The sequence below is a fragment of the Acinetobacter sp. 766875 genome (assembly GCF_000582055.1).
Taxonomy (GTDB): Bacteria; Pseudomonadota; Gammaproteobacteria; order Pseudomonadales; family Moraxellaceae; genus Acinetobacter; species Acinetobacter nosocomialis.
Genome location: NZ_JEXX01000003.1, coordinates 234,145 through 256,154, shown reverse-complemented (window position 1 = coordinate 256,154; position 22,010 = coordinate 234,145). Strand labels below are relative to the sequence as shown.

Sequence of the window (22,010 nt, the reverse complement as noted above, 5' to 3'; positions counted from 1 at the left end):
TATATAACAATTTTTAATATCTCAATAAAATAAAATATATTAATAATGATATATATAGAAAAAAATGGCTTCAGATAATATTTTACTATTACACTAAAGCCTAATTTTTTAATACTAATTAAAAAGATTTTTAAGTTAAGTTAAAAATTATCTGGACTCTCAAAACGTTTTACTTCTTGTAACTTATTAGGGTCATGCATAGTTGCAATACCATCTTCTGTTTTTTGATCAACAATAACATCAGGGTTAAAGATAGTAATAGTTTCTCTTCCTAACGCATCTTCTCCTACAATATATTGAAAGCCACGGCGATTCATTTTGTGACATAACTTTTGGTAAAAGCCTTTAAGTCCTTCGGTTTCTTCATTAGGGTTGTAATAAAATGCGTTCATTACTGCCGGTAGACCAAGACCACACACCACACCAGATAACAGTACACTAATAAAGGTATATCCAATAAGAATACTACTATAAGGACTAAGTGCTGGAATATTTGCAACAGCCAGAATTAAAGCAAGTGAAATCCCGCCTCGTACGCCACCCCAAGATAAGATAGTTAAACTACCATTATAGCTTTTGGTTTTACGCATTGTTGGGAAGAAAGCAAAAGACATAAAATTTGCTGCAAAACGAGAAATATGCAAAATAAAGAAAGCAACTATTCCCCCTAAGATCAGGCTAAAATTCAAATCAAGAATAAATAGCTCAAGACCAATTAAAGTGAATAAGAATGAATTGATAATTCCTTCTACTGTATGCCAAAAATGATTAACTTCTCTAATCTCACGCTCTTCACGGATTTCTTTCCATTTATTACCAACAATTAAACCGCCAATCACACAAGCAATCGGAGCAGAAGCATGAGCAAACAAAGCAACTAAATATGCTCCGCTAGCAAGTAAGGCAGTTGTTAGAATCAGGGACTCCATTTCGTGTTTGCCACGTAATAGACGTAATGTCCCTATACCGAATGCCCATCCAATACCGACAGCAACCACAATTTCATAAAGTAAAGCTTCTAAAGTCGCAACTAACGAAAAATGTTCACCTTGTAAAACGTTCAGCAATGTCATAAATAGTGCAATACACATTGCATCATTAAATAAAGATTCGCCTTCTAATTTGACAATCAAATGATGGGGCGCACGAATCGAACTTAAAACACCTTTAATACCGATCGGGTCAGTTGCTCCCAATGCCGCGCCTAATAATAGAAGAACTAAAATTGGTACATGATGGCCAACCAGTAATTGGAAGCCGTAAAGTAAGCCACCAAACAATACGGCGCAGATAACTAGTGCAATAGTCGCTAGAATACTAATTTGTCGCCAATAACTTCTTAAGTCTGAAATTTTAAATTTCAGTGCAGAAGATGTCAGAATAAAACAAATGACGCCATTAATTAAAAAGTCATAAAAATCGATATGACGTACTGCTTCTTCAATATTGTGAATATTAATGGTAATGAACTGATTACCATTTAAGAGACTAGCTCCCCATTGCAAAATGAAGACAAAGATTGCAGAAACAAGAGGCACGCCAATAGCTTGAGGAAAGCCTAAAATACGCTTATTGAATATAGTCGTTGCAATTGATAAGGCAAATACAACTGTAAGTGCTTGTAATAAGAAAAAATTACCCATGAATACCCTTCTTCTGGGTCAATGACCAAATAAAAAACCTAGACAGCTAAACTGAACAGAATGAGGAAGTAGGCACCTTATAAGGGCCTAAACAGTTAAAAGTTGGAATATAAGTTTAACGAATTACTTTAATCATTCTATCGATCAGTTAAATTTCTTAACATTAATTATGAAGTTGGGGTATTAAAAGATGAGCTTATTTAAAGTGTTTTAATAAACTCATCTTTAACATTAGATAGGATTATTAAAAGTATCACATTGGTTGATATCACCGGACTTTAAGCCCACTTGAAACCAATGCATCCGCTGTTCACTCGTACCATGAGTAAAACTATCAGGTACAACTTGTCCTGTCGCACGTTTTTGCAAATAGTCATCACCAATTTTTTGAGCTGCATCCATTGCTTCTTCAACATCACCAGACTCTAAAAACTGAGTACGTTGTTGATTATGATTTGCCCATATACCTGCTAAACAGTCAGCTTGTAACTCTTGTCGAACAGATAATTGGTTACCCTCTCTTTGGCTGACTTGCGAACGAGCTTGTTGCACTTGAGATGAAATACCAAGCAAGGTTTGAACATGATGGCCTACTTCATGCGCAACAACATAGGCTTGGGCAAAATCCCCTGCCTGATCTTGGCGAGAAAGCTCTGATTTATTTTGCTCACCCGAAATCCCCATTTGCTCGCGCATATCTTTAAAGAATTCGGTATCAATATAAACTTTTTGGTCAGCTGGGCAATAAAAAGGTCCCATAGCAGATTGAGCGGTACCACAACCTGAGCGAGTCACTCCACTAAATAAAACTAACGTTGGCGGTGTATAAGTTTTCCCTAATTGCTTAAATATAGGTGTCCACGTATCTTCTGTATCAGCTAATACAGTTCCAACAAAATCCGATGCTTCTTTTTGCTCAGGTGTTAAACTTTCTGGTGAGGTTGCATTTGATTGTTGTGAAGCAGTAACCTGCTGCGTTGCCTGATAAGCCATTTGTGGATCAACGCCAAAAAATTTCCATGCGACAAATGCCACAACCAAACCAATAATACTAATACCACCTGCTTTAACACCGCCCCCACCTCGACGGTCCTCAACATTGGTACTGACTCTACGATCTCTCCAGCGCATAACGTCCCTCTTCTTATTAAATGGCCTGATTAGTCAGAAGCTTTTGGCCACATTTTCTGTATTAAACTCACCACAAACAACACAACCGCCCCAGCAATCATACCAATCGCAAAGTTCATTAATGTCGGTGTTAAAGCTCCAATAATATTGCCTACTGCGGGTATATTCTCTACATGATCGACGGTACTATCAGTAATATGATGAAGTAAAGGAATTGTATGGTTAATAATCCCTCCACCTACTAAAAACATTGCAATAGTTCCAACAATAGAAAGTAGCTTCATTAAAAGAGGAGCAAAAGCAAGTAAACCACGTCCTAGAGTTTGTTTAAAAGAAGCAGCCTGTTTTGTTAAATATAATCCTAAATCATCAATCTTAACAATCACCCCAACAAAGCCATAAACACCTAGTGTCATCACAACAGCAATAATGCTAAGTACACTTATTTTTGTTATTAAAGCCGCCGTAGCAACCGTTCCTAAAGAAATAACAACAATTTCAGCAGATAAAATAAAGTCAGTTCGAATAGCTCCTTTTACTTTCTCTTTTTCAAAAGTAGCCAGATCCAGCTCTTCATTGTTAAATTCTTTTTCTGCTTCCTCAGAGGTTGAAGCTTTTCTATGCATAATTGTATGAAGAACTTTTTCAACGCCTTCATAACATAGAAATAAACCACCTAGCATCAATAAAGGGTTAATCAGCCACGGTGCGATAACACTAATTAATAAAGCTAAAGGTACTAAAATAAGCTTATTAACTAAAGAACCTTTAGCAACCTTCCATACGATAGGCAATTCACGATCTGCACGTACACCTGTTACCTGTTGTGCATTTAAAGCCAAATCATCACCTAAAACACCGGCAGTTTTCTTTGCTGCCATTTTGCTCATTAAAGCGACATCATCTAAAATTGTTGCAATATCATCTAGTAATAAAAGTAAGCCACTTGCCATTTCTTATCCAGGTTTGTATTTATCTAGCTATTGTAAGATGAAATATTCCGTTTTCTGTAATTTTACTGAATAAATTCACAATATTATTTTAAGAAAGTTTAACCAATCGCTGACGAAAAAAATTTATTTCCCGTACAATAATGCCAATCTTTTATATTACAGGGCTTACTATCCCTGATTAAGCCAATACGATAGTGGAATAAATAATGAGTAATGTTGATCAGCGTCCAATTATTTTGACAGGCGACCGCCCAACCGGACAACTTCACCTTGGGCATTTTGTCGGTTCTTTGCGTTCACGTGTAGGTTTACAGGATAGCCACCATCAACACCTCTTATTAGCAGATGCACAAGCATTAACAGATAATGCAGATAACCCAGATAAAGTACGTCGTAACATTTTAGAAGTTGCTCTAGATTATTTAGCTGTTGGTATTGATCCGACTAAAACAACTATTTGTGTTCAGTCATGTTTACCAGCACTGAATGAACTTACAATGTTATATCTTAACTTTGTAACTGTGGCTCGTTTAGAACGTAACCCGACTATTAAATCTGAAATTCAAATGCGCGGTTTTGAACGTGACATTCCTGCGGGCTTCCTTTGCTATCCTGTTGCACAGGCGGCTGATATTACGGCTTTTAAAGCAACTGTAGTACCAGTAGGTGAAGATCAGATTCCAATGATTGAGCAAACGAATGAAATCGTGCGTCGTGTAAACCGTCAAATTGGTCAAGACCTTTTACCTGAATGTAAAGCGTTGCTTTCTAATATGGCTCCTTTTCCTGGGTTTTTTGGTAAAGCAAAAATGTCTAAGTCATTAGGTAATACCATTGTTTTAAATGCTTCTGAGAAAGACATTAAAAAAGCTGTAAACGCAATGTACACTGACCCAAATCATCTTCGTATTGAAGATCCAGGTCAGGTTGAAGGAAACATCGTATTTACTTACTTAGATGCATTTGATCCAAACAAAGAAGAAGTTGAGGAATTAAAAGCTCATTACCGTCGTGGTGGTCTTGGTGACGGTACTGTTAAAAAACGTCTCGAAGGTGTGTTAAAAGAATTAATTACTCCTATTCGTGAGCGCCGTGAAGAACTTGCTAAAGACCCTGATTACATTATGGATGTTTTACGTCAAGGTACTGATAAATGTCGAATCATTACTCAGCAAACTTTAGATGAAGTTAAAGATGGCTTAGGCTTATTTAAATTCTAATTCTTATATTCAAAATATAATTCAAAAAGCCCTACGGGGCTTTTTTTCATAATTACATTTAGATTCAATAATTTAAGTTATTACAATTTCTATATATTTATTATGATTCACACGCTCTTACCCTTTTAACGTGAAGTAACACTAATTAACGTGAACCTTAATGAACAAATATGAACACCTCACTAATATAGCTCAAGTAGGTTGATATGAACCTCACGACATTTCTCCTTAAGCCGAAACTGTTTTTAACAGATTCGTTGTTCTACGCAATGATCACCCCAATCATTGCGTATTTTTTTGTCTCTTTTTAGCGTTATTATTTCTCATTTCATTTTATGCTACTTTTCAATGATGCAAAAAAATACCGCATCATTTTTCAGATGCGGTATTTTTAAAGATTTAAGGTAGCTATTAAACTAAACCTTTCTCTTTTAATACTTGCAACATAGTTGAACCAAGCTCAGCTGGGCTACGAGTGTAAGCCATACCTGCTTTTTCAAATGCAGCAAATTTCTCTTCAGCAGTACCTTGACCACCAGAAATGATCGCACCAGCGTGACCCATACGCTTACCTTTAGGAGCAGTTACACCAGCGATGTAACCTACTACAGGCTTAGTCACGTTAGATTTGATGAATTCAGCAGCTTCTTCTTCCGCTGTACCACCGATCTCACCGATCATGATGATTGCATCAGTATCTGGATCGTCTTGGAACAATTGAAGCGCTTCGATTTGGTTCATACCTGGGATTGGGTCACCACCAATACCGATACAAGTAGACTGACCTAAACCAAGCTTAGTTGTTTGAGCAACAGCTTCATAAGTCAATGTACCTGAACGTGAGATAATACCAATACGACCTGGTTGGTGGATGTGACCAGGCATAATACCGATCTTACATTCACCCGGAGTGATCACGCCTGGGCAGTTAGGACCAACTAAACGAGTACCGTTACCGTTAGTTTCTAAATAACGTTTTGCTTTAAGCATGTCGATTGTTGGAACACCTTCAGTGATCACAACGATTAGGCCAACACCTGAATCAACCGCTTCAACGATTGAGTCTAAAACGAATGGAGCTGGTACATAGATTACAGATGCATCTGCATTTGTTTCACGTACAGCTTCTTTCATTGTGTTGAATACTGGTAAGTCAAGGTGAGTTGTACCACCTTTACCTGGAGTAACACCACCAACAACTTTTGTACCGTAGTCTAAAGCTTGTGCAGAGTGGAAAGTACCGTTTTTACCAGTAAAACCTTGTACCAATACTTTAGTGTCTTTATTAATTAATACGCTCATGATTGATACTCCCCTTACGCTTTAACTGCAGCTACAACTTTTTCTGCGGCATCAGACAAACCGTTCGCAGAAATTAATTTCAAACCAGATTCATCAAGTAATTTAGCACCTAACTCAGCGTTGTTACCTTCTAAACGAACAACAACTGGAACAGTTACGTTTACTTCTTGAACCGCTGCAATAATTGCTTCAGCAATCATGTCACAACGTACGATACCACCGAAGATGTTAATTAAAACACCTTGTACAGATGTATCAGCAAGGATGATTTTGAACGCTTCAATTACGCGCTCTTTAGTTGCACCGCCACCAACGTCAAGGAAGTTTGCAGGCTGACCACCATAAAGTTTAATGATGTCCATAGTTGCCATTGCAAGACCAGCACCGTTAACCATACAACCGATGTTACCTTCTAAAGCAACGTAGTTAAGATCAAATTCAGATGCTTTTAATTCACGCTCATTCTCTTGAGATTTGTCACGTAAAGCAGCAACTTTAGGTAAACGGTAAAGCGCGTTAGAGTCGATACCTACTTTCGCATCTACACATAAAATTTCGCCGTTTTCACGAACAGAAAGCGGGTTAATTTCAAATAAAGCAAAATCGTTTTCAACAAATGCTTGGTAAGCAGCTGTCATGATTTTTACGAATTGACCGATTTGTTTGTCTTTCAAACCTAAAGCAAACGCAACTTCACGTGCTTGGAATGGTTGTAAGCCAACTAATGGATCAACTTCAACTTTGATAATTTTTTCTGGAGTTTCTTCAGCAACTTTCTCGATTTCTACACCACCTTCTGTAGAAGCCATGAAAGTAATACGACGGCTAGAACGGTCTACAACCGCGCCCAAGTAAAGCTCACGCTCAACTGGATATACGTCTTCAGCAACAATGATGCTGTTTACTGGTTGACCATTTGCATCTGTTTGATACGTTACAAGACGAGTACCAATGATATTGTTTGCAAATTCGATAACATCTTCTTTAGATTTTGCAACTTTAACGCCACCAGCCTTACCACGACCACCAGCATGAACTTGCGCCTTCATTACAGCGAATTTACCACCAAGCTGTTCAAATGCAGCAACTGCTTCGTCTGCATTGGTTGCCAAGATACCTTCTTGTACCGGCATACCATATTCTTTCAATAACGCTTTAGCTTGATACTCATGTAAGTTCATTTAGTTACCTACTTAACTTTGTTTGTTGTCTTCAATTTGCGCAACATTCTCATGTTGTATGTGCAAATTGCTGTCTACGTCTATCAACTTGATGATTTTTTAATCACACCATCGAATGTGAAAAAGAGCGGAGAAACCGCTCTTTAATTTTATTTACGCTTACGTTGAATCGCGTGAATTGCACGACCATCTACAGCAAGTGCAGCTTCATGAACAACTTCAGAGAATGTTGGGTGACCAAAAGTCATCAACTGAAGATCTTCAACAGAAGATACAAATTCAAGAGCGATCATACCTTGGTGAACGATATCAGATGCTGCAGGTCCAATCACATGCATACCTAATAAACGGTCAGTTTTTGCATCAGCAACGAACTTAACAAAACCTGCACCTTCACCAGCAGCTAAAGCACGACCATTTACAGCAAAACCGAATTGACCAGTTTTTACTTCATGACCTTTTTCTTTAGCTTGTTCTTCAGTTAAACCAACCCACGCCGCTTCAGGGTGTGTATAGATAACAGAAATGATTGTGTCATAGTTTACTTGAGCAGCATGACCGTGAATACGTTCAACAGCCATTACACCCTCTTCCATTGCTTTATGAGCAAGCATTGGACCGCGAACCAAGTCACCAATCGCATATACACCTTCTACAGAAGTTGCACAGTGATCGTTTACTTCAACTAAACCACGTTCAGTTAATTTAATGCCTGAATCTTCAGCCAATAAACCTTCTGCATAAGCTTTACGGCCAACACAAACGATTAATTTGTCAAAAGTTTGAGTTTTTTCTTCGCCACCTTGAGTGTATTTAACAGTCACTTCACGACCATTAACTTCAGTGCCAGAAACTTTAGCACCAACGCGAATATCAAGACCTTGCTTAGTTAAAAGCTTTTGGTATTCTTTTGCCAAAGCTTTATCAGCCATTGGCAAGAATGCATCCATTGCTTCAAATACAACAACTTCAGCACCAAGACGACGCCATACTGAGCCAAGTTCTAAACCGATTACACCTGCACCAATTACACCTAAACGCTTAGGTACTTCTGGGAAGTTTAATGCGCCAGTTGAATCAACAATAATATCTTGATCTACAGGAGCTACAGGAATATTTACAGGCACAGAACCAGACGCAAGAATCACGTATTTAGGCTCTAAAACTTGAGTTTCACCTTCATGAGAAACGAACTCAACTTTTTTACCAGCAAGTAATTTACCTGTACCTTTTAACCACTCAATACCGTTGCCTTTAAGCAATTGGTCGATACCGCCAGTTAATTGGTCAACAATTTTGTCTTTACGAGCAAGAAGTTTTGCAAGATCGAAATTCACTTCACCAGTTGTAATACCGTGATCAGCTAAGTGATGCACTGTATCTTCATAACGATGAGAAGAATCAAGCAAAGCTTTAGAAGGGATACAACCTACGTTTAAGCAAGTACCACCTAAAGAAGGCTTACCGTTGTGAATACGTTTTTCAATACAAGCGACTTTGAAACCTAGTTGAGCAGCGCGAATCGCAGCTTCATAACCACCAGGACCACCGCCGATGACAACAAGATCAAATTGTTGAGACATTTTTATCTCCATAAACCAGGATAGAGGATCGCTCTACCCTGGTAGGTATTTATTCGAAGAAATTAAAGATCAAGGATGAGTTTAGCTGGCTCTTCTAACAATTCTTTGATTGCGACTAAGAAACCTACAGCTTCTTTACCATCGATCATACGGTGGTCGTAAGAAAGCGCTAAGTACATCATTGGCAAGATTTCAACTTGACCATTTACCGCCATAGGACGCTCTTGGATTTTGTGCATACCCAAGATACCAGTTTGCGGCTGGTTCAAAATAGGAGTTGAAAGCAATGAACCGAAAGTACCACCGTTAGTGATAGTGAAAGTACCACCAGTCATTTCTTCGATAGATAATTTACCATCACGTGCTTTAGCAGCATAAGCAGCAATACCTGCTTCAACTTCTGCGTAGCTCATACGGTCAGTATCACGTAATACTGGTACAACAAGACCACGATCAGAAGATACTGCAACACCGATGTCATAGTAACCGTGATAAACGATATCGTCGCCATCAATTGAAGCATTTACAGCTGGGTAGCGTTTAAGCGCTTCAGTTGCTGCTTTAACGAAGAATGACATGAAGCCTAAACGAGCACCATGACGTTTTTCGAAAGCATCTTTATATTGCTTACGCAATTCCATGATTGGCTTCATGTTAACTTCGTTAAATGTAGTTAACATTGCAGTTTCTTGAGTAGCTGCAAGAAGACGCTCAGCAACACGTTTACGTAAACGAGTCATTGGAACGCGTTTTTCGATACGCTCGCCAACAGCAACGCTTAACGGAGTAACGTTAGCAGCTGGTTTAGCTTGATGGTTTGCAACATCTTCTTTAGTGATACGACCACCACGACCAGTACCTTGTACGTCAGAAGCAGCAATACCAGATTCAGTTAACGCTTTACGAACCGCAGGAGCTTGATCAGACACAGTTTCTGTACGCTCAACAACAGGAGCTGCACCAGCTTGAGTTTGAGCAACTGCTTGTTCTACTGCTGCAGGAGCAGCAGCTGCGCCAGCACCAGCTTCGAATTGAGCAATAACTTCGTCAGAAAGAACTGTATCGCCTTCACCTTTAATGATTGCAACCAAGCTACCATCTGCAGGAGCAACAACTTCTAAAACAACTTTGTCGGTTTCAATATCACAGATTACTTCATCACGTGATACAGGTTCACCCACCTTTTTATGCCAAGTTGCGATGGTGCCATCTGCAACAGACTCTGGGAATACCGGTGCTTTAATTTCGGTTGCCATTATTGAGAATCTCCTGATTGTTCAGCTTCGATTGCCAATGCATCATTAATTAGCTGAGCTTGTTGTTTTGCATGCAAGTACGGTGAGCCACAAGCTGGTGCAGCAGAAGCTTCACGACCTGCAAAACTGATACGGATTTGTTTGCCAGATTTTAAGATATCGTCATATAAACGCGGTGCGATAAACAACCAAGCGCCTTGGTTCTTCGGCTCTTCTTGTGCCCAAACGAGTTCTTTCACATTTGGATAAGCAGCCAAGATTTCTGCAAGACGTTGCTCTGGGTATGGATACAACTGTTCGATACGTACGATTGCAACATTAGTTAAGTTTTGTTCACGACGTTTTTCGAGTAAGTCGTAATAAACTTTACCGCCACAAAGTACAAGACGAGTTACATCTGACTTATTAATTTGATCGATTTCGTCAATTACAGTTTGGAATGAACCATGTGCTAGCTCTTCTAAAGTAGAAGTCGCAAGTTTATGACGAAGTAAAGATTTCGGTGACATTACGATTAATGGCTTACGAATTGGGCGTACAGCCTGACGACGTAATGCATGGAAAATCTGTGCAGGTGTCGTTGGAGTGATCACTTGCATGTTGTCTTCAGCACATAACTGTAAGAAACGTTCTAAACGAGCTGAAGAGTGCTCTGGACCTTGACCTTCGAAACCATGTGGTAACAACATCGTTAAACCACAAACACGCTCCCACTTAGTCTCACCAGAAGCAATAAACTGATCAATCACAACCTGAGCACAGTTTACGAAGTCACCAAATTGTGCTTCCCAAATAATTAAGCTCTTAGGAATTGTAGTTGCGTAACCATATTCAAATGCAAGAACTGCTTCTTCAGATAACAAAGAATCGTAAATCGCGAAACGTGGTTGGTTCTCTTTAACATGACAAAGAGGAATGTAAGTTGAACCGTCAACTTGGTTATGCAATTTCGCATGACGGTGTGAGAAGGTACCACGACCTACGTCTTCACCAGTAATACGAACTAGATAGTCTTCATCCAATAAAGTCGCATAAGCTAAAGTTTCTGCTGCACCCCAGTTTAAAGGAGTTTCGCCAGTTTGCATTTTCACGCGATCTTCAATTACTTTTTGAACCTGACGCTGCATTACAAACCCTTCAGGAAGTTTGCTCATGCCCTCGCCTAATTCTTTAAGGCGGTTCAAGTCAAATGAAGTATCCCAATCGTCTGTATAGTCATGGCCCAAATATGGAGTCCAATCAACAAACATTTTGGTATTTGGTTCAAGAATCAATGCATTTGCTACATGATTACCCGCTTCTAAATCAGAACGGTAATCTTCAACCATTTGATCAGCTTCAGCACGATCAAGTACTTTCTCTTGTACAAGTTGATCAGCATAAAGTGTACGAGTAGTTGCTTTCTTCGCAATTACTTGATACATCAATGGTTGTGTACCAGATGGCTCATCCGCTTCGTTATGACCACGACGGCGATAACAGAACAAATCGATAACAACATCTTTACGGAATTCGTGACGGAAATCATGTGCTAATTGAGTAGCAAAGATAACAGCTTCAGGATCATCACCATTTACATGGAAAATCGGTGCCTGAATCATTTTAGCAACGTCTGTACAGTACTCTGTAGAACGCGCATCACGTGGATCAGAAGTTGTGAAACCAACTTGGTTATTCACAATAATATGAACCGTACCACCAACTGTATAGCCACGAGTTTGTGACATTTGGAAGGTTTCCATGTTCACACCTTGACCTGCAAATGCAGCATCACCATGAACAATAACTGGCAATACGTCATCACCGCCAATGTCTCTACGACGTACTTGACGCGCACGCACAGAACCTTCAACTACAGGACCAACAATTTCCAAGTGAGATGGGTTAAATGCCAATGCCAAGTGAACTTCACCACCTGGAGTCATTACATTACTTGAGAAACCTTGGTGGTATTTAACGTCACCAGAACCTTTCTTATGAAGTGATTTACCTTCGAACTCACCAAACAAGTCCGCCGGATTTTTACCCATAATATTAACAAGAAGGTTCAAACGGCCACGGTGTGGCATACCGATAACAACTTCTTTACAACCTACAGCACCAGCACGCTGGATAATCTCATTTACCATAGGAATAAAAGATTCGCCGCCTTCAACACCAAAGCGTTTAGCACCGACGTATTTATTACCGAGATATTTTTCTAGCCCCTCAGCAGCAGTTAAACGCTCTAAGAAGCCTTTCTTTTGATCATTTGAGAAATTGAATTTACCACGGGCACTTTCAAGACGCTGTTGAATCCAACGTTTTTCTTTTGTGTCCACGATGTGCATGTATTCAACACCGATTGAACCACAATAGATTGCTTCCATTGCTTCAATCATTTCGGCAAGCGTTGCTTCGCTCTTGCCAATCTCAAGATTGCCTGTATTGAATACTGTATCTAAATCTGATTTGGTTAAACCGTGTGCTGAAAGATCTAAATCAGGAATATCTTCACGCTTAGCAAGACCTAATGGATCTAATTTAGCTTTTTGATGTCCGCGATTGCGATAAGCAGCAATAAGTTGTAAAACGCCAATTTGACGACGCTCATGCTCAGTACTTACAGTACTTTGTACAACAGGTTGAACACGATTAGCATTACGTCCTAGTAATAGGAATTGCTCACGCACAGCGCTGTGTGGTTGGTCACCCTTTGGATATTTATCGAAATATTGGCGCCAGTCCTCAGCGACGGAGGTTGGGGAAGTCAGGTACTGCTCGTAAAGTTCTTCAATATACGCTGCACTATCAGCGGAAAGTTCAGTGTCAAGACGCAATGCGTCAGCAACTTCTTGCATTTGTGGACCCATTTCCTATTGCAAAAAATATTACAGGCTGCCTTTTAAGCACACCCATGATGCATAATGTCAAATTGGTAAAAATGACACTACTTACCCAACAGGTCTTCAAGACCATGGGGCGTCATACTACCTAGAGAGAAAACTCCATAGGTAATTAATGAATCACAACGCCCTCAATGGCATCATCACTCACCTTATACTCGATTAAAACCGAGCAATTTTTTGCAAATCTTTTTAGAAAAATTAACTATACAATTAACTTTTCTAAAATGACTTTGACCATAAAAATTAAGCACTGATCTAAGATCGTGCCACTTAATTTAATTTCACTAGTATACGCTTTTTTTACCTACAACTTTGTGGCAAATCGTATCATGTTCTTAACGAACGATTGATTTTTTTGACACATACCATCTATAAATTGGCGAAATACATATCCAATTTTATCTATTAATATATGGTGCTTTATATAAAAACCCCTCTTTTAACGACTAAAGTATAAGACGTCTATTATAAAATTAAAAAAAAACGCACATCAAGGATGTGCGTTCTCTATTTGTGCAGAATTAACCCGCTTGATCTAACAACATATTACGGATGTGACCGATAGCTTTTGTTGGATTCAAACCTTTAGGACATACTGACACACAGTTCATGATACCTTTACAGCGGAACAAACTGAATGGATCGTCAAGACGAGCCAAACGATCTGCAGTCGCAGTATCACGAGAATCGATAATAAAACGGTATGCATTCAACAATGCTGAAGGACCCAAGAATTTATCAGGGTTCCACCAGAATGATGGGCATGAAGTTGAACAACATGCACAAAGAATACACTCATACAAACCATTTAAGTGTTCACGCTCTTCCGGAGACTGTAAACGCTCTTTAGGTGGAGCTGGCTGGTTATTGATCAAGAATGGCTGAATTTTGTCATATTGATCATAGAATTGGTTCATATCAACAACCAAATCTTTAACAACCGGCAAACCTGGCAATGGACGAATTACGATTTTCTCTGGTAGGTCATTAAGGTTTTGCAAGCAAGCTAAACCATTTTTACCATTGATGTTCACACCATCAGAACCACAAATACCTTCACGGCAAGAGCGACGGAATGTTAACGTTTCGTCTTGAACTTTCAAAGCAAGCAATGCATCAAGCAACATACGGTGCTTATCAGTCAATTCAAGTTTGAAAGTTTGCATGTACGGCGCTTTATCCTTATCAGGATCATAGCGGTAGATTTCGAATGTACGAGTACCTCTACTCATCTTTATACTCCCGATTAGAATGTACGTGGTGCTGGTGGAATTGGATCAACAGTTAACGGCTTGAAGCGCACTGGCTTATATTCCAAACGGTTATCTGATGAATACCATAAAGTATGTTTCATCCACTCATCATCACGGCGACCGTATGAATAAGTTGGGTGATCAGCTGGTAATTCATAGTCAACTACCGTATGCGCACCACGACATTCTTTACGCGCAGCAGCTGAAATTAATGTAGCTTTTGCAACTTCATATAAGTTTTCAACTTCAAGCGCTTCAACACGTGCAGTGTTAAATACTTTAGATTTATCTTTCAAGTGAATGTTACGCACACGCGGTTCAAGAGCAAGAATCTCTTTAACACCTTTATCAAGCAATGCTTGAGTACGGAACACACCAGCGTGGTCTTGAACGATATCACGAATTGCATCAGCAACTTCTTGTGCATTTTCACCAGAAGTTGATTCATCCAACTTACGTACGCGATTTAAAGTTTGCTCTAATACGTTTGTTGGAAGCGGTGCATATTCATCACCATGATGCTTAGTTACGTAGTCGATAATGTGCTCACCAGCAGCTTTACCAAATACAACCAAGTCAAGAAGTGAGTTAGTACCTAAACGGTTTGCACCATGTACTGATACGCAAGAACATTCACCAATTGCATAGAAACCTTTTACAGGCTTAGTGTAGTTGTCTGTACCAGGTTCTGGTAAGCACACTTGACCATGCATATTCGTAGGAATACCACCCATTTGATAATGGATTGTTGGCACTACTGGAATTGGTTCTTTAGTAATGTCTACGTTTGCGAATTTTTTACCGATCTCAAATACAGATGGTAAACGCTTCATAATTGTGTCAGCACCTAAATGAGTCATATCAAGTAAGATATAATCACCTTTTGGACCACAACCACGACCTTCTTTAATTTCCTGGTCCATAGAGCGTGATACGAAGTCACGTGGAGCCAAGTCTTTTAAAGTCGGTGCATAACGTTCCATGAACGGTTCGCCGTCTTTGTTACGAAGGATCGCACCTTCACCACGACAACCTTCAGTTAACAATACACCTGCGCCCGCAACACCCGTAGGGTGGAATTGCCAGAATTCCATATCTTGTAATGGAATGCCAGCACGAGCAGCCATACCAAGACCGTCACCAGTGTTGATATAAGCATTTGTTGATGCACGGTAAACACGACCAGCACCACCAGTTGCAAACAATGTTGCTTTTGCTTGGAATACGGCAATATTACCAGTTTCTTGGTCAATTGCAGTCACACCAAGCACATCACCTGCTTCGTTACGGATCAAATCAAGAGCGATCCATTCAACGAAGAATTGAGTACCCATTTTCACGTTGCTTTGATAAAGCGTGTGCAATAATGCGTGACCAGTACGGTCAGCAGCAGCACAAGCACGTGGAACTGGTTTATCACCATAGTTCGCAGAGTGACCACCGAACGGACGTTGGTAAATTGTACCATCAGCGTTACGGTCAAACGGCATACCCATATGTTCAAGTTCATACACAACTTTTGGTGCTTCACGACACATAAATTCAATTGCGTCTTGGTCACCTAACCAGTCAGAACCTTTTACCGTATCGTAAAAGTGGAAATGCCAGTTATCTTCTTGCATGTTACCTAACGACGCACCGATACCGCCCTGAGCAGCAACTGTATGTGAACGTGTTGGGAAAACTTTAGTAAGTACAGCAACTTTCAAACCTGCTTGAGCAAGTTGGTAAGATGCACGCATACCAGAACCACCACCACCAACGATAACAGCATCGAAAGTGAGGTTTTGAATATTTGAATAATCTTCTTTAGGGTTTATCGCGCCCATGATATCTTCCTATCAATTCGCCCAGAAAATCTGGATACCCCAGATTGCGTACACAAACACTGCAATAATGACAGCCGTAGTCAGTACAAGGCGTAAACCTTTCGCTGAAGGACCCATTTGACGAGTAGTGACATAGTCAGTGAAAACTTGCCACATACCAATCCATGCGTGTGCGATAAGCGACAAAATTGCCAATAAAGAGAAAATCTTCATTGGTAATGTCATCATGAAGCCAGCCCATTGTTGATAGTCAAATCCGCCTTTGCAGAGAATCCAACCAAAAAGAACAACAGTATAAGCTGCCAATACCACAGCACTTACACGCTGGATAAACCAATCACGAGAACCTGAACCTGTTAAACCTGTAGCACTTTTCATTAGAACATAATCCATACAAAGGCTGCGATAATGGCTACCACAGATAAGATCAATGAAATTGTCGCTGCAATACGACCGCTTTGCAGTTCTTCAGCAAAACCTAGATCTGCAAGCAAATGCTTAACCCCAGCAATAAAGTGGAAAATTAAGCCGGCTACAAATACCCAAACGATAAAACGTACAAGGATATTTCCGAAAACGACATTTTTAACGTAGTCAAATCCTTCTGGTGAAGATAATGATTTATCTAGAATCCATAAGAGAACTGGTACTAATAAGAAAACGATGACACCTGATAAACGGTGTAAAATTGATGCAATAGCCACGGGTGAGCGTAAATTTACCGCTAACACCTGACCCATGGACAAATTGACAGGTCTGTTGCTTTTCACAGCGGGCATCCTGTAGGTAGAAACTCCGACCGGAGTTTGTTGAATTAATTCCAAGGAAAGCTGGCATTGTTAGGCAAGCACAGCTCATGCCTAACCTATAAACGACACTGAATTATAAAACGCGAAATATCAAAATACAAACAATCCACTTTGCCTTTTCCGCAAAAACTCATTAAATAAGAATCATTCACACAGCCAAACAGTAGTCTTCCCTATCCAAAATTTAAGACTAAACAAAACATGTGCTTGTTTAACAACATCTTTTATAAAAAATATCTTTTCTACTGCTTTATTTAAAATAAGTGAGTTTTAGACTAAAGATAAAGTTAATAATTCATCAAGCCTAATCAAAATCATAAACCAAATTTACCGTTACATACTAATTTTAATCATTTTTATTTTAAAAATATCTAATACCATCATTTACCTTAAATGTAATAAAGAGCTACTTGACACTTAACAGTGAGTAGTATTTTTACAAAAAAGAGTTTTAAATTTTTAAAGATGTTCAACAAGCTATTTTTTAAACAATTAAACTTAAAAAAAGTACAACTTTTGGAATTATCAAATAGTGATAATTAGGCAATTTTTGAATCGCAATTTAAAATTACAGACTGAGTTTTATGATTTTTTTAAGCGGATTGGCATTTTATGACCACGTCTGATTCTTAATTCTAATTTAAAAATTTGCTTACAATTGTACTCACGCTTCATTTTTTTTCTGCACGTTCTTCTTGAATTGACTTATGATACCATCCCGATGCAGTGATTTTACTGACTTTTTTGCTCGGGTCTTGATGACTAACTCTCTGTGGGAACGTCATTTTTTATCCATAAGTATAATTGACAAAATTTCAGTACTCACTAATCTTATAGCAAATTTTGACACCGTCTGATTCGCACATGAGAAAATTAGGATTTCGAGTCAGATAATCATTCACCAGGACAGGAGATCTATTGAATGTCTGAAGCAACTGGCAAAAAAGCCGTATTACATCTTGATGGCAAAGAAATTGAATTACCAATTTACAGTGGCACATTAGGTCCCGATGTAATCGACGTTAAAGATGTATTGGCCTCAGGTCACTTTACTTTTGATCCTGGTTTTATGGCGACAGCTTCATGCGAGTCTAAAATCACATTTATCGATGGTGACAAAGGTATTTTATTACACCGCGGTTACCCGATTGACCAGTTAGCGACTCAAGCAGACTACCTTGAAACTTGTTATTTATTATTAAATGGTGAGTTACCAACCGCTGAACAAAAAGTTGAGTTCGATGCGAAAGTTCGTACTCACACTATGGTTCACGATCAAGTTAGCCGTTTCTTCAATGGTTTCCGTCGTGACGCACACCCTATGGCAATCATGGTTGGTGTAGTTGGCGCATTATCTGCGTTCTATCACAACAACCTTGACATTGAAGACATCAACCACCGCGAAATTACCGCGATTCGTTTGATTGCTAAAATTCCAACGCTTGCTGCTTGGAGCTACAAATATACTGTAGGCCAGCCATTCATCTATCCACGTAACGACTTAAATTACGCGGAAAACTTCTTACACATGATGTTTGCAACTCCTGCAGACCGTGACTACAAAGTAAACCCTGTTCTTGCGCGTGCAATGGATCGTATTTTCACGCTTCATGCTGACCACGAACAAAACGCTTCTACGTCTACAGTTCGTCTTGCTGGTTCTACTGGTGCGAATCCATATGCGTGTATCTCTGCTGGTATCTCTGCTCTTTGGGGACCTGCACACGGTGGCGCGAACGAAGCAGTTCTTAAAATGCTTGATGAAATCGGTAGCGTTGAAAATGTTGCTGAGTTCATGGAAAAAGTTAAACGCAAAGAAGTTAAACTTATGGGCTTCGGTCACCGCGTTTACAAAAACTTCGACCCACGTGCTAAAGTGATGAAGCAAACTTGTGACGAAGTTCTTGAAGCATTAGGTATCAACGATCCTCAATTAGCGCTTGCTATGGAACTTGAACGTATTGCATTGAACGACCCGTACTTTGTTGAACGTAAACTTTACCCTAACGTAGACTTCTACTCTGGTATCATCCTTAAAGCGATTGGTATCCCAACAGAAATGTTTACTGTTATCTTCGCTCTTGCACGTACAGTTGGCTGGATCAGCCACTGGTTAGAAATGCACAGCGGCCCTTACAAAATTGGTCGTCCACGTCAGCTTTACACTGGTGAAGTGCAACGTGACATCAAGCGTTAATATTCGAAAGAACATTAATGTAAAAAAGCTGCCTAATGGCAGCTTTTTTTATAAATAAGTTTTTTAAAAGTTATTCTTCTTCAAACATATTTAACAAGTGATGACTAATACCATCAGCTCTTAACCAAGCCAGCTCATAACTTGCTTTAGCCAAAGCCAAGACACGTCTTTCAAATTCAGTCCATATGTCTTTAACTTGTGCTTCTGAAATACCCAAACCACTTTCAGATGCAAGATGCTTATTTTTTTCACATATTTTTAAGGCATGATAGAGTTTACGGCCTTTACTCGCCCCTTCCATTAACCGAACACGCTTACTTAATATAAACCCTTCCACATGCTGGATATTTGCCTGTGGCAACATAGGCACCAAAATCTGGTCTAATTGATCATCTAAGCGCTTCCATACAGCCAAACGCTGCTCTACTGTATAAGTATTCCATTGAATTACTTCATGGTTAAAACGGCGACAACCACGACATACTTGATCACCAAAAACTGTTGAACAACGCCCTGCACATGGGGTGAGAGAGAGCGTTCGATGATCATTACTCAAAACAAACTCCTTAAATAAACCATATACTTTTTATGGTTTTCTCGCTTATTACAAATTTTCGCGCTAAAATACGCGCCTTAAATTTCTATCTTAATACATTTGGAGTATTCCATGAACGCTACTGTAGAACAGCTTGCACCTGTAGAACAGCAAGCGACCGCGGGTTGGGTTGTTGCAGCACTATATCAATTTAAAGAAGTTCAAGATCCGGCCGATCTTCAACAACGTCTTTTAGACTTAGTGAAAACAATTAACCTTTGCGGAACTCTGATTGTAGCAGGTGAAGGAATTAATGGTACGGTTGCAGGAGACCGTGAGGCAATTGATACAATTCATCAATTTTTATTAAATGAAGGCTTCAATGCTATGGAATATAAAGAATCCCATAGCTCTGACAAACCTTTCCGTAAAATGAAAATTAAGCTTAAAAAAGAAATTGTGACTTTAGGCGTAGAAGTAAAACCTCGTGATTTAGTTGGTCACTATCTTGATCCTAAAGAATGGAATGAGCTTATTGCACGCGATGATGTCATCTTAATCGACACACGTAATGACTATGAATACAAAGCCGGTACTTTCAAAGGTGCAATTGACCCTAAAACAGAAACATTCCGCGAATTTCCTGAGTACGTTAAAAAAGAATTAGAACAGCATAAAGATAAAAAAATTGCGATGTTCTGTACTGGTGGTATTCGTTGTGAAAAATCAACTTCTTTACTTCTTCAAGAAGGATTTAAAGAGGTTTATCACCTAAAAGGCGGTATTCTCAAATATTTAGAAGAAACACCAGCTGATGAAAGTCTTTGGGAAGGTGAATGTTTCGTATTTGACGGACGTACTGCGGTAACTCATGGTGTCGAAGAAGGCGCAAACATTAAATGTCATGCTTGTGGCTGGCCTTTAACTCCTGAAGAATCAGCTCTACCAAGCTATGAACATGGTGTTTCTTGCGTATATTGCATCGATAAAACGACAGAGAAACAAAAAGCCGGTTTCCGTATGCGCCAGTCACAAATTGCTGCTGCTAAGCGTAAACGCCTATAAAATTAAAAAGTAACTTCAAAAGGCATTTAGTTTTCTAAATGCCTTTTTTGTTTCTCCTAAATAAGTGCTAATAATAAAAAACGCCCTAGAAAGGACGTTATTTATTATTTCTTCTAATAAATTAATTTGGAGTATGGTACATCAAATATAATTCATTCAAATTATCTGGAATTTCTTCTGCCAGTTCATCCATTAACTGTCCATTGCGACGGAAAGACTCCATTTGTGGATCTTCTTCATCAATTCCACTAAAAACCATGATCGGTAAAGTCAAATCAACCAATTGTTCTTCATACTCAGGAGCAAACCATGCCTCTTCATTTAAGAACATTGCATCAACAAACCCTACACTCCAATCGCCTAGGCTTGATTCAACATCAGCTTCTTCAACTTCAAATGGAAATTCAATCCCATTTTCATTTGCTAAATCTTGACGAATCGACTCTAGCCAAACCTTGATTTGCTGAATAATTTCTGCCGGAACCTTTTTCTGGTTACCTTCGAATAATTCATCTAACCAGTGGTCAAACTGAGGGCCTACTGCAATTGCACACAAAAAACCATGAGTTGCAGCAAAGTCTAAACCATACTCATTGTGGTCTCCATCTAGATATTCACTTAACTGGTCTAAATCTAATGCACTCATTGTGTTACCTGACTTTAAAAAGAAATTGACGATAGCATAGCACTTAAGCCGACGATGCCCTATTTAGTTTTGATTAGTCTTCATCATCAAGATCATCATCGTCTAAATCATAATCGAAATCTTTTAACTCACGCTCTAAACGGCGCTGTGCCAATAGATCATCAATTAATCTACGTTTTTCCAACGATTCTTTTGCACTGATTTTGCCTGATGACTCATCAAAACCGACATCATCATCATCGCCGTAGTTATCATCTAGTTCAAAATCTGTAGAAGACACTAAAACTACCTCATAATGAAAAAATGTGAATGGGTCTAGCCGCTATTTATCTGTCTTACTTTTCCTTGTCAAGTTTTATTTATATTTTTTTCATTTAATTGCTCATTTGTACTTTTTTTCGCCCAAAAAATTGTGTATTTATAAAACAGCACAGTCTTTTGATAATCGAAGATTTCTACAAATTTTTCTATGATTTAAACTTGAAAAAAATGATTTTAGCCCAATATTCAAAAAATAGT

Annotated in this window: 18 protein-coding genes and 1 pseudogene; 3 read left to right on the top strand and 16 right to left on the bottom strand. The window is 39.0% G+C overall.

Translation table 11 applies throughout. The annotated features are described in order from the left end of the window. Nucleotides 1-140: 140 nt before the first annotated feature. The 3 genes from J576_RS05285 to J576_RS05275 all read right to left on the bottom strand — a co-directional run bounded on the left by J576_RS05285 (nucleotide 141) and on the right by J576_RS05275 (nucleotide 3,727). Nucleotides 141-1,643, bottom strand: coding sequence for a cation:proton antiporter (locus tag J576_RS05285; protein ID WP_002051161.1), 1,503 nt, complete (start codon nucleotides 1,641-1,643; stop codon nucleotides 141-143). Between the two features lie 231 nt (nucleotides 1,644-1,874). Beyond that, a complete protein-coding gene (ypfJ, locus tag J576_RS05280) occupies nucleotides 1,875-2,774 on the bottom strand; it encodes a KPN_02809 family neutral zinc metallopeptidase (protein ID WP_002051488.1) in 900 nt (299 codons plus the stop codon). Between the two features lie 29 nt (nucleotides 2,775-2,803). Then, nucleotides 2,804-3,727, bottom strand: coding sequence for a DUF808 domain-containing protein (locus J576_RS05275; protein WP_033855523.1), 924 nt, complete (start codon nucleotides 3,725-3,727; stop codon nucleotides 2,804-2,806). Between the two features lie 206 nt (nucleotides 3,728-3,933). On the opposite strand from J576_RS05275, the gene trpS reads away from it, so the two are divergent. Continuing rightward, entirely contained in the window at nucleotides 3,934-4,947 is a 1,014-nt protein-coding gene (gene trpS / locus J576_RS05270; RefSeq protein ID WP_033855522.1) for a tryptophan--tRNA ligase, read from the top strand. Between the two features lie 411 nt (nucleotides 4,948-5,358). Here the strand turns inward: trpS and sucD are convergent, their stop codons facing one another. From sucD to sdhC, 10 genes and pseudogenes are all read right to left on the bottom strand, one after another. Continuing rightward, on the bottom strand, nucleotides 5,359-6,249 hold the full coding sequence (gene sucD / locus J576_RS05265) for a succinate--CoA ligase subunit alpha (RefSeq protein WP_002051332.1): 891 nt from the start codon (nucleotides 6,247-6,249) through the stop codon (nucleotides 5,359-5,361). A gap of 14 nt (nucleotides 6,250-6,263) precedes the next feature. Further along, nucleotides 6,264-7,430, bottom strand: a complete 1,167-nt coding sequence (gene sucC, locus J576_RS05260; protein ID WP_001048573.1) for an ADP-forming succinate--CoA ligase subunit beta — start codon at nucleotides 7,428-7,430, stop codon at nucleotides 6,264-6,266. Nucleotides 7,431-7,579: 149 nt separating this feature from the next. Then, nucleotides 7,580-9,013: a dihydrolipoyl dehydrogenase gene (gene lpdA, locus J576_RS05255; RefSeq protein ID WP_002051272.1), complete on the bottom strand. Its 1,434-nt coding sequence runs from the start codon at nucleotides 9,011-9,013 to the stop codon at nucleotides 7,580-7,582. Nucleotides 9,014-9,075: 62 nt separating this feature from the next. Continuing rightward, nucleotides 9,076-10,269 carry a 2-oxoglutarate dehydrogenase complex dihydrolipoyllysine-residue succinyltransferase gene (gene odhB / locus J576_RS05250; RefSeq protein WP_002051292.1) on the bottom strand — a complete coding sequence of 398 codons (1,194 nt, stop codon included), beginning with the start codon at nucleotides 10,267-10,269 and terminating at the stop codon, nucleotides 9,076-9,078. Further along, entirely contained in the window at nucleotides 10,269-13,109 is a 2,841-nt protein-coding gene (locus tag J576_RS05245; RefSeq protein WP_002051480.1) for a 2-oxoglutarate dehydrogenase E1 component, read from the bottom strand. The genes odhB and J576_RS05245 overlap by 1 nt, the downstream gene beginning before the upstream one ends. 157 nt (nucleotides 13,110-13,266) lie before the next feature. Continuing rightward, nucleotides 13,267-13,395: pseudogene (locus J576_RS19560) on the bottom strand (hypothetical protein). A gap of 283 nt (nucleotides 13,396-13,678) precedes the next feature. After that, nucleotides 13,679-14,389, bottom strand: coding sequence for a succinate dehydrogenase iron-sulfur subunit (locus J576_RS05240; protein WP_002051353.1), 711 nt, complete (start codon nucleotides 14,387-14,389; stop codon nucleotides 13,679-13,681). Nucleotides 14,390-14,403: 14 nt separating this feature from the next. Continuing rightward, on the bottom strand, nucleotides 14,404-16,239 hold the full coding sequence (gene sdhA / locus J576_RS05235) for a succinate dehydrogenase flavoprotein subunit (RefSeq protein WP_002051114.1): 1,836 nt from the start codon (nucleotides 16,237-16,239) through the stop codon (nucleotides 14,404-14,406). Nucleotides 16,240-16,251: 12 nt separating this feature from the next. Next, on the bottom strand, nucleotides 16,252-16,617 hold the full coding sequence (gene sdhD, locus J576_RS05230; protein ID WP_000833672.1) for a succinate dehydrogenase, hydrophobic membrane anchor protein: 366 nt from the start codon (nucleotides 16,615-16,617) through the stop codon (nucleotides 16,252-16,254). After that, nucleotides 16,617-17,018 carry a succinate dehydrogenase, cytochrome b556 subunit gene (gene sdhC, locus J576_RS05225; RefSeq protein WP_006580405.1) on the bottom strand — a complete coding sequence of 134 codons (402 nt, stop codon included), beginning with the start codon at nucleotides 17,016-17,018 and terminating at the stop codon, nucleotides 16,617-16,619. Before sdhC ends, sdhD begins: the two co-directional genes overlap by 1 nt. Before the next feature lie 952 nt (nucleotides 17,019-17,970). Here sdhC and gltA point away from each other — a divergent pair. Next, entirely contained in the window at nucleotides 17,971-19,245 is a 1,275-nt protein-coding gene (gene gltA / locus J576_RS05220) for a citrate synthase (protein ID WP_002051444.1), read from the top strand. Nucleotides 19,246-19,315: 70 nt separating this feature from the next. Here the strand turns inward: gltA and J576_RS05215 are convergent, their stop codons facing one another. Then, the gene (locus J576_RS05215; RefSeq protein ID WP_002051256.1) at nucleotides 19,316-19,801 is read right to left on the bottom strand and encodes a DUF1289 domain-containing protein; all 486 of its coding nucleotides are present in this window, start codon (nucleotides 19,799-19,801) and stop codon (nucleotides 19,316-19,318) included. Nucleotides 19,802-19,912: 111 nt separating this feature from the next. On the opposite strand from J576_RS05215, the gene trhO reads away from it, so the two are divergent. Further along, entirely contained in the window at nucleotides 19,913-20,845 is a 933-nt protein-coding gene (trhO, locus tag J576_RS05210; protein ID WP_002051550.1) for an oxygen-dependent tRNA uridine(34) hydroxylase TrhO, read from the top strand. 121 nt (nucleotides 20,846-20,966) lie between these two features. Here the strand turns inward: trhO and J576_RS05205 are convergent, their stop codons facing one another. Both J576_RS05205 and J576_RS05200 read right to left on the bottom strand, forming a co-directional pair. Next, complete coding sequence (locus J576_RS05205; protein ID WP_002051300.1) at nucleotides 20,967-21,491, bottom strand: YecA/YgfB family protein; 525 nt, start codon at nucleotides 21,489-21,491, stop codon at nucleotides 20,967-20,969. A 73-nt stretch (nucleotides 21,492-21,564) separates the two neighbouring features. Beyond that, the gene (locus J576_RS05200) at nucleotides 21,565-21,771 is read right to left on the bottom strand and encodes a PA3496 family putative envelope integrity protein (protein ID WP_000099358.1); all 207 of its coding nucleotides are present in this window, start codon (nucleotides 21,769-21,771) and stop codon (nucleotides 21,565-21,567) included. Between the last annotated feature and the right edge of the window lie 239 nt (nucleotides 21,772-22,010).

Excerpts from the sequence above, each read along its gene's own strand:
- J576_RS05285 (WP_002051161.1), bottom strand. The coding sequence starts at position 1,643 with ATGGGTAATTTTTTCTTATTACAAGCACTTACAGTTGTATTTGCCTTA.
- ypfJ (WP_002051488.1), bottom strand. The coding sequence starts at position 2,774 with ATGCGCTGGAGAGATCGTAGAGTCAGTACCAATGTTGAGGACCGTCGA.
- J576_RS05275 (WP_033855523.1), bottom strand. The coding sequence starts at position 3,727 with ATGGCAAGTGGCTTACTTTTATTACTAGATGATATTGCAACAATTTTA.
- trpS (WP_033855522.1), top strand. The coding sequence starts at position 3,934 with ATGAGTAATGTTGATCAGCGTCCAATTATTTTGACAGGCGACCGCCCA.
- sucD (WP_002051332.1), bottom strand. The coding sequence starts at position 6,249 with ATGAGCGTATTAATTAATAAAGACACTAAAGTATTGGTACAAGGTTTT.
- sucC (WP_001048573.1), bottom strand. The coding sequence starts at position 7,430 with ATGAACTTACATGAGTATCAAGCTAAAGCGTTATTGAAAGAATATGGT.
- lpdA (WP_002051272.1), bottom strand. The coding sequence starts at position 9,013 with ATGTCTCAACAATTTGATCTTGTTGTCATCGGCGGTGGTCCTGGTGGT.
- odhB (WP_002051292.1), bottom strand. The coding sequence starts at position 10,269 with ATGGCAACCGAAATTAAAGCACCGGTATTCCCAGAGTCTGTTGCAGAT.
- J576_RS05245 (WP_002051480.1), bottom strand. The coding sequence starts at position 13,109 with ATGCAAGAAGTTGCTGACGCATTGCGTCTTGACACTGAACTTTCCGCT.
- J576_RS05240 (WP_002051353.1), bottom strand. The coding sequence starts at position 14,389 with ATGAGTAGAGGTACTCGTACATTCGAAATCTACCGCTATGATCCTGAT.
- sdhA (WP_002051114.1), bottom strand. The coding sequence starts at position 16,239 with ATGGGCGCGATAAACCCTAAAGAAGATTATTCAAATATTCAAAACCTC.
- sdhD (WP_000833672.1), bottom strand. The coding sequence starts at position 16,617 with ATGAAAAGTGCTACAGGTTTAACAGGTTCAGGTTCTCGTGATTGGTTT.
- sdhC (WP_006580405.1), bottom strand. The coding sequence starts at position 17,018 with ATGCCCGCTGTGAAAAGCAACAGACCTGTCAATTTGTCCATGGGTCAG.
- gltA (WP_002051444.1), top strand. The coding sequence starts at position 17,971 with ATGTCTGAAGCAACTGGCAAAAAAGCCGTATTACATCTTGATGGCAAA.
- trhO (WP_002051550.1), top strand. The coding sequence starts at position 19,913 with ATGAACGCTACTGTAGAACAGCTTGCACCTGTAGAACAGCAAGCGACC.
- J576_RS05205 (WP_002051300.1), bottom strand. The coding sequence starts at position 21,491 with ATGAGTGCATTAGATTTAGACCAGTTAAGTGAATATCTAGATGGAGAC.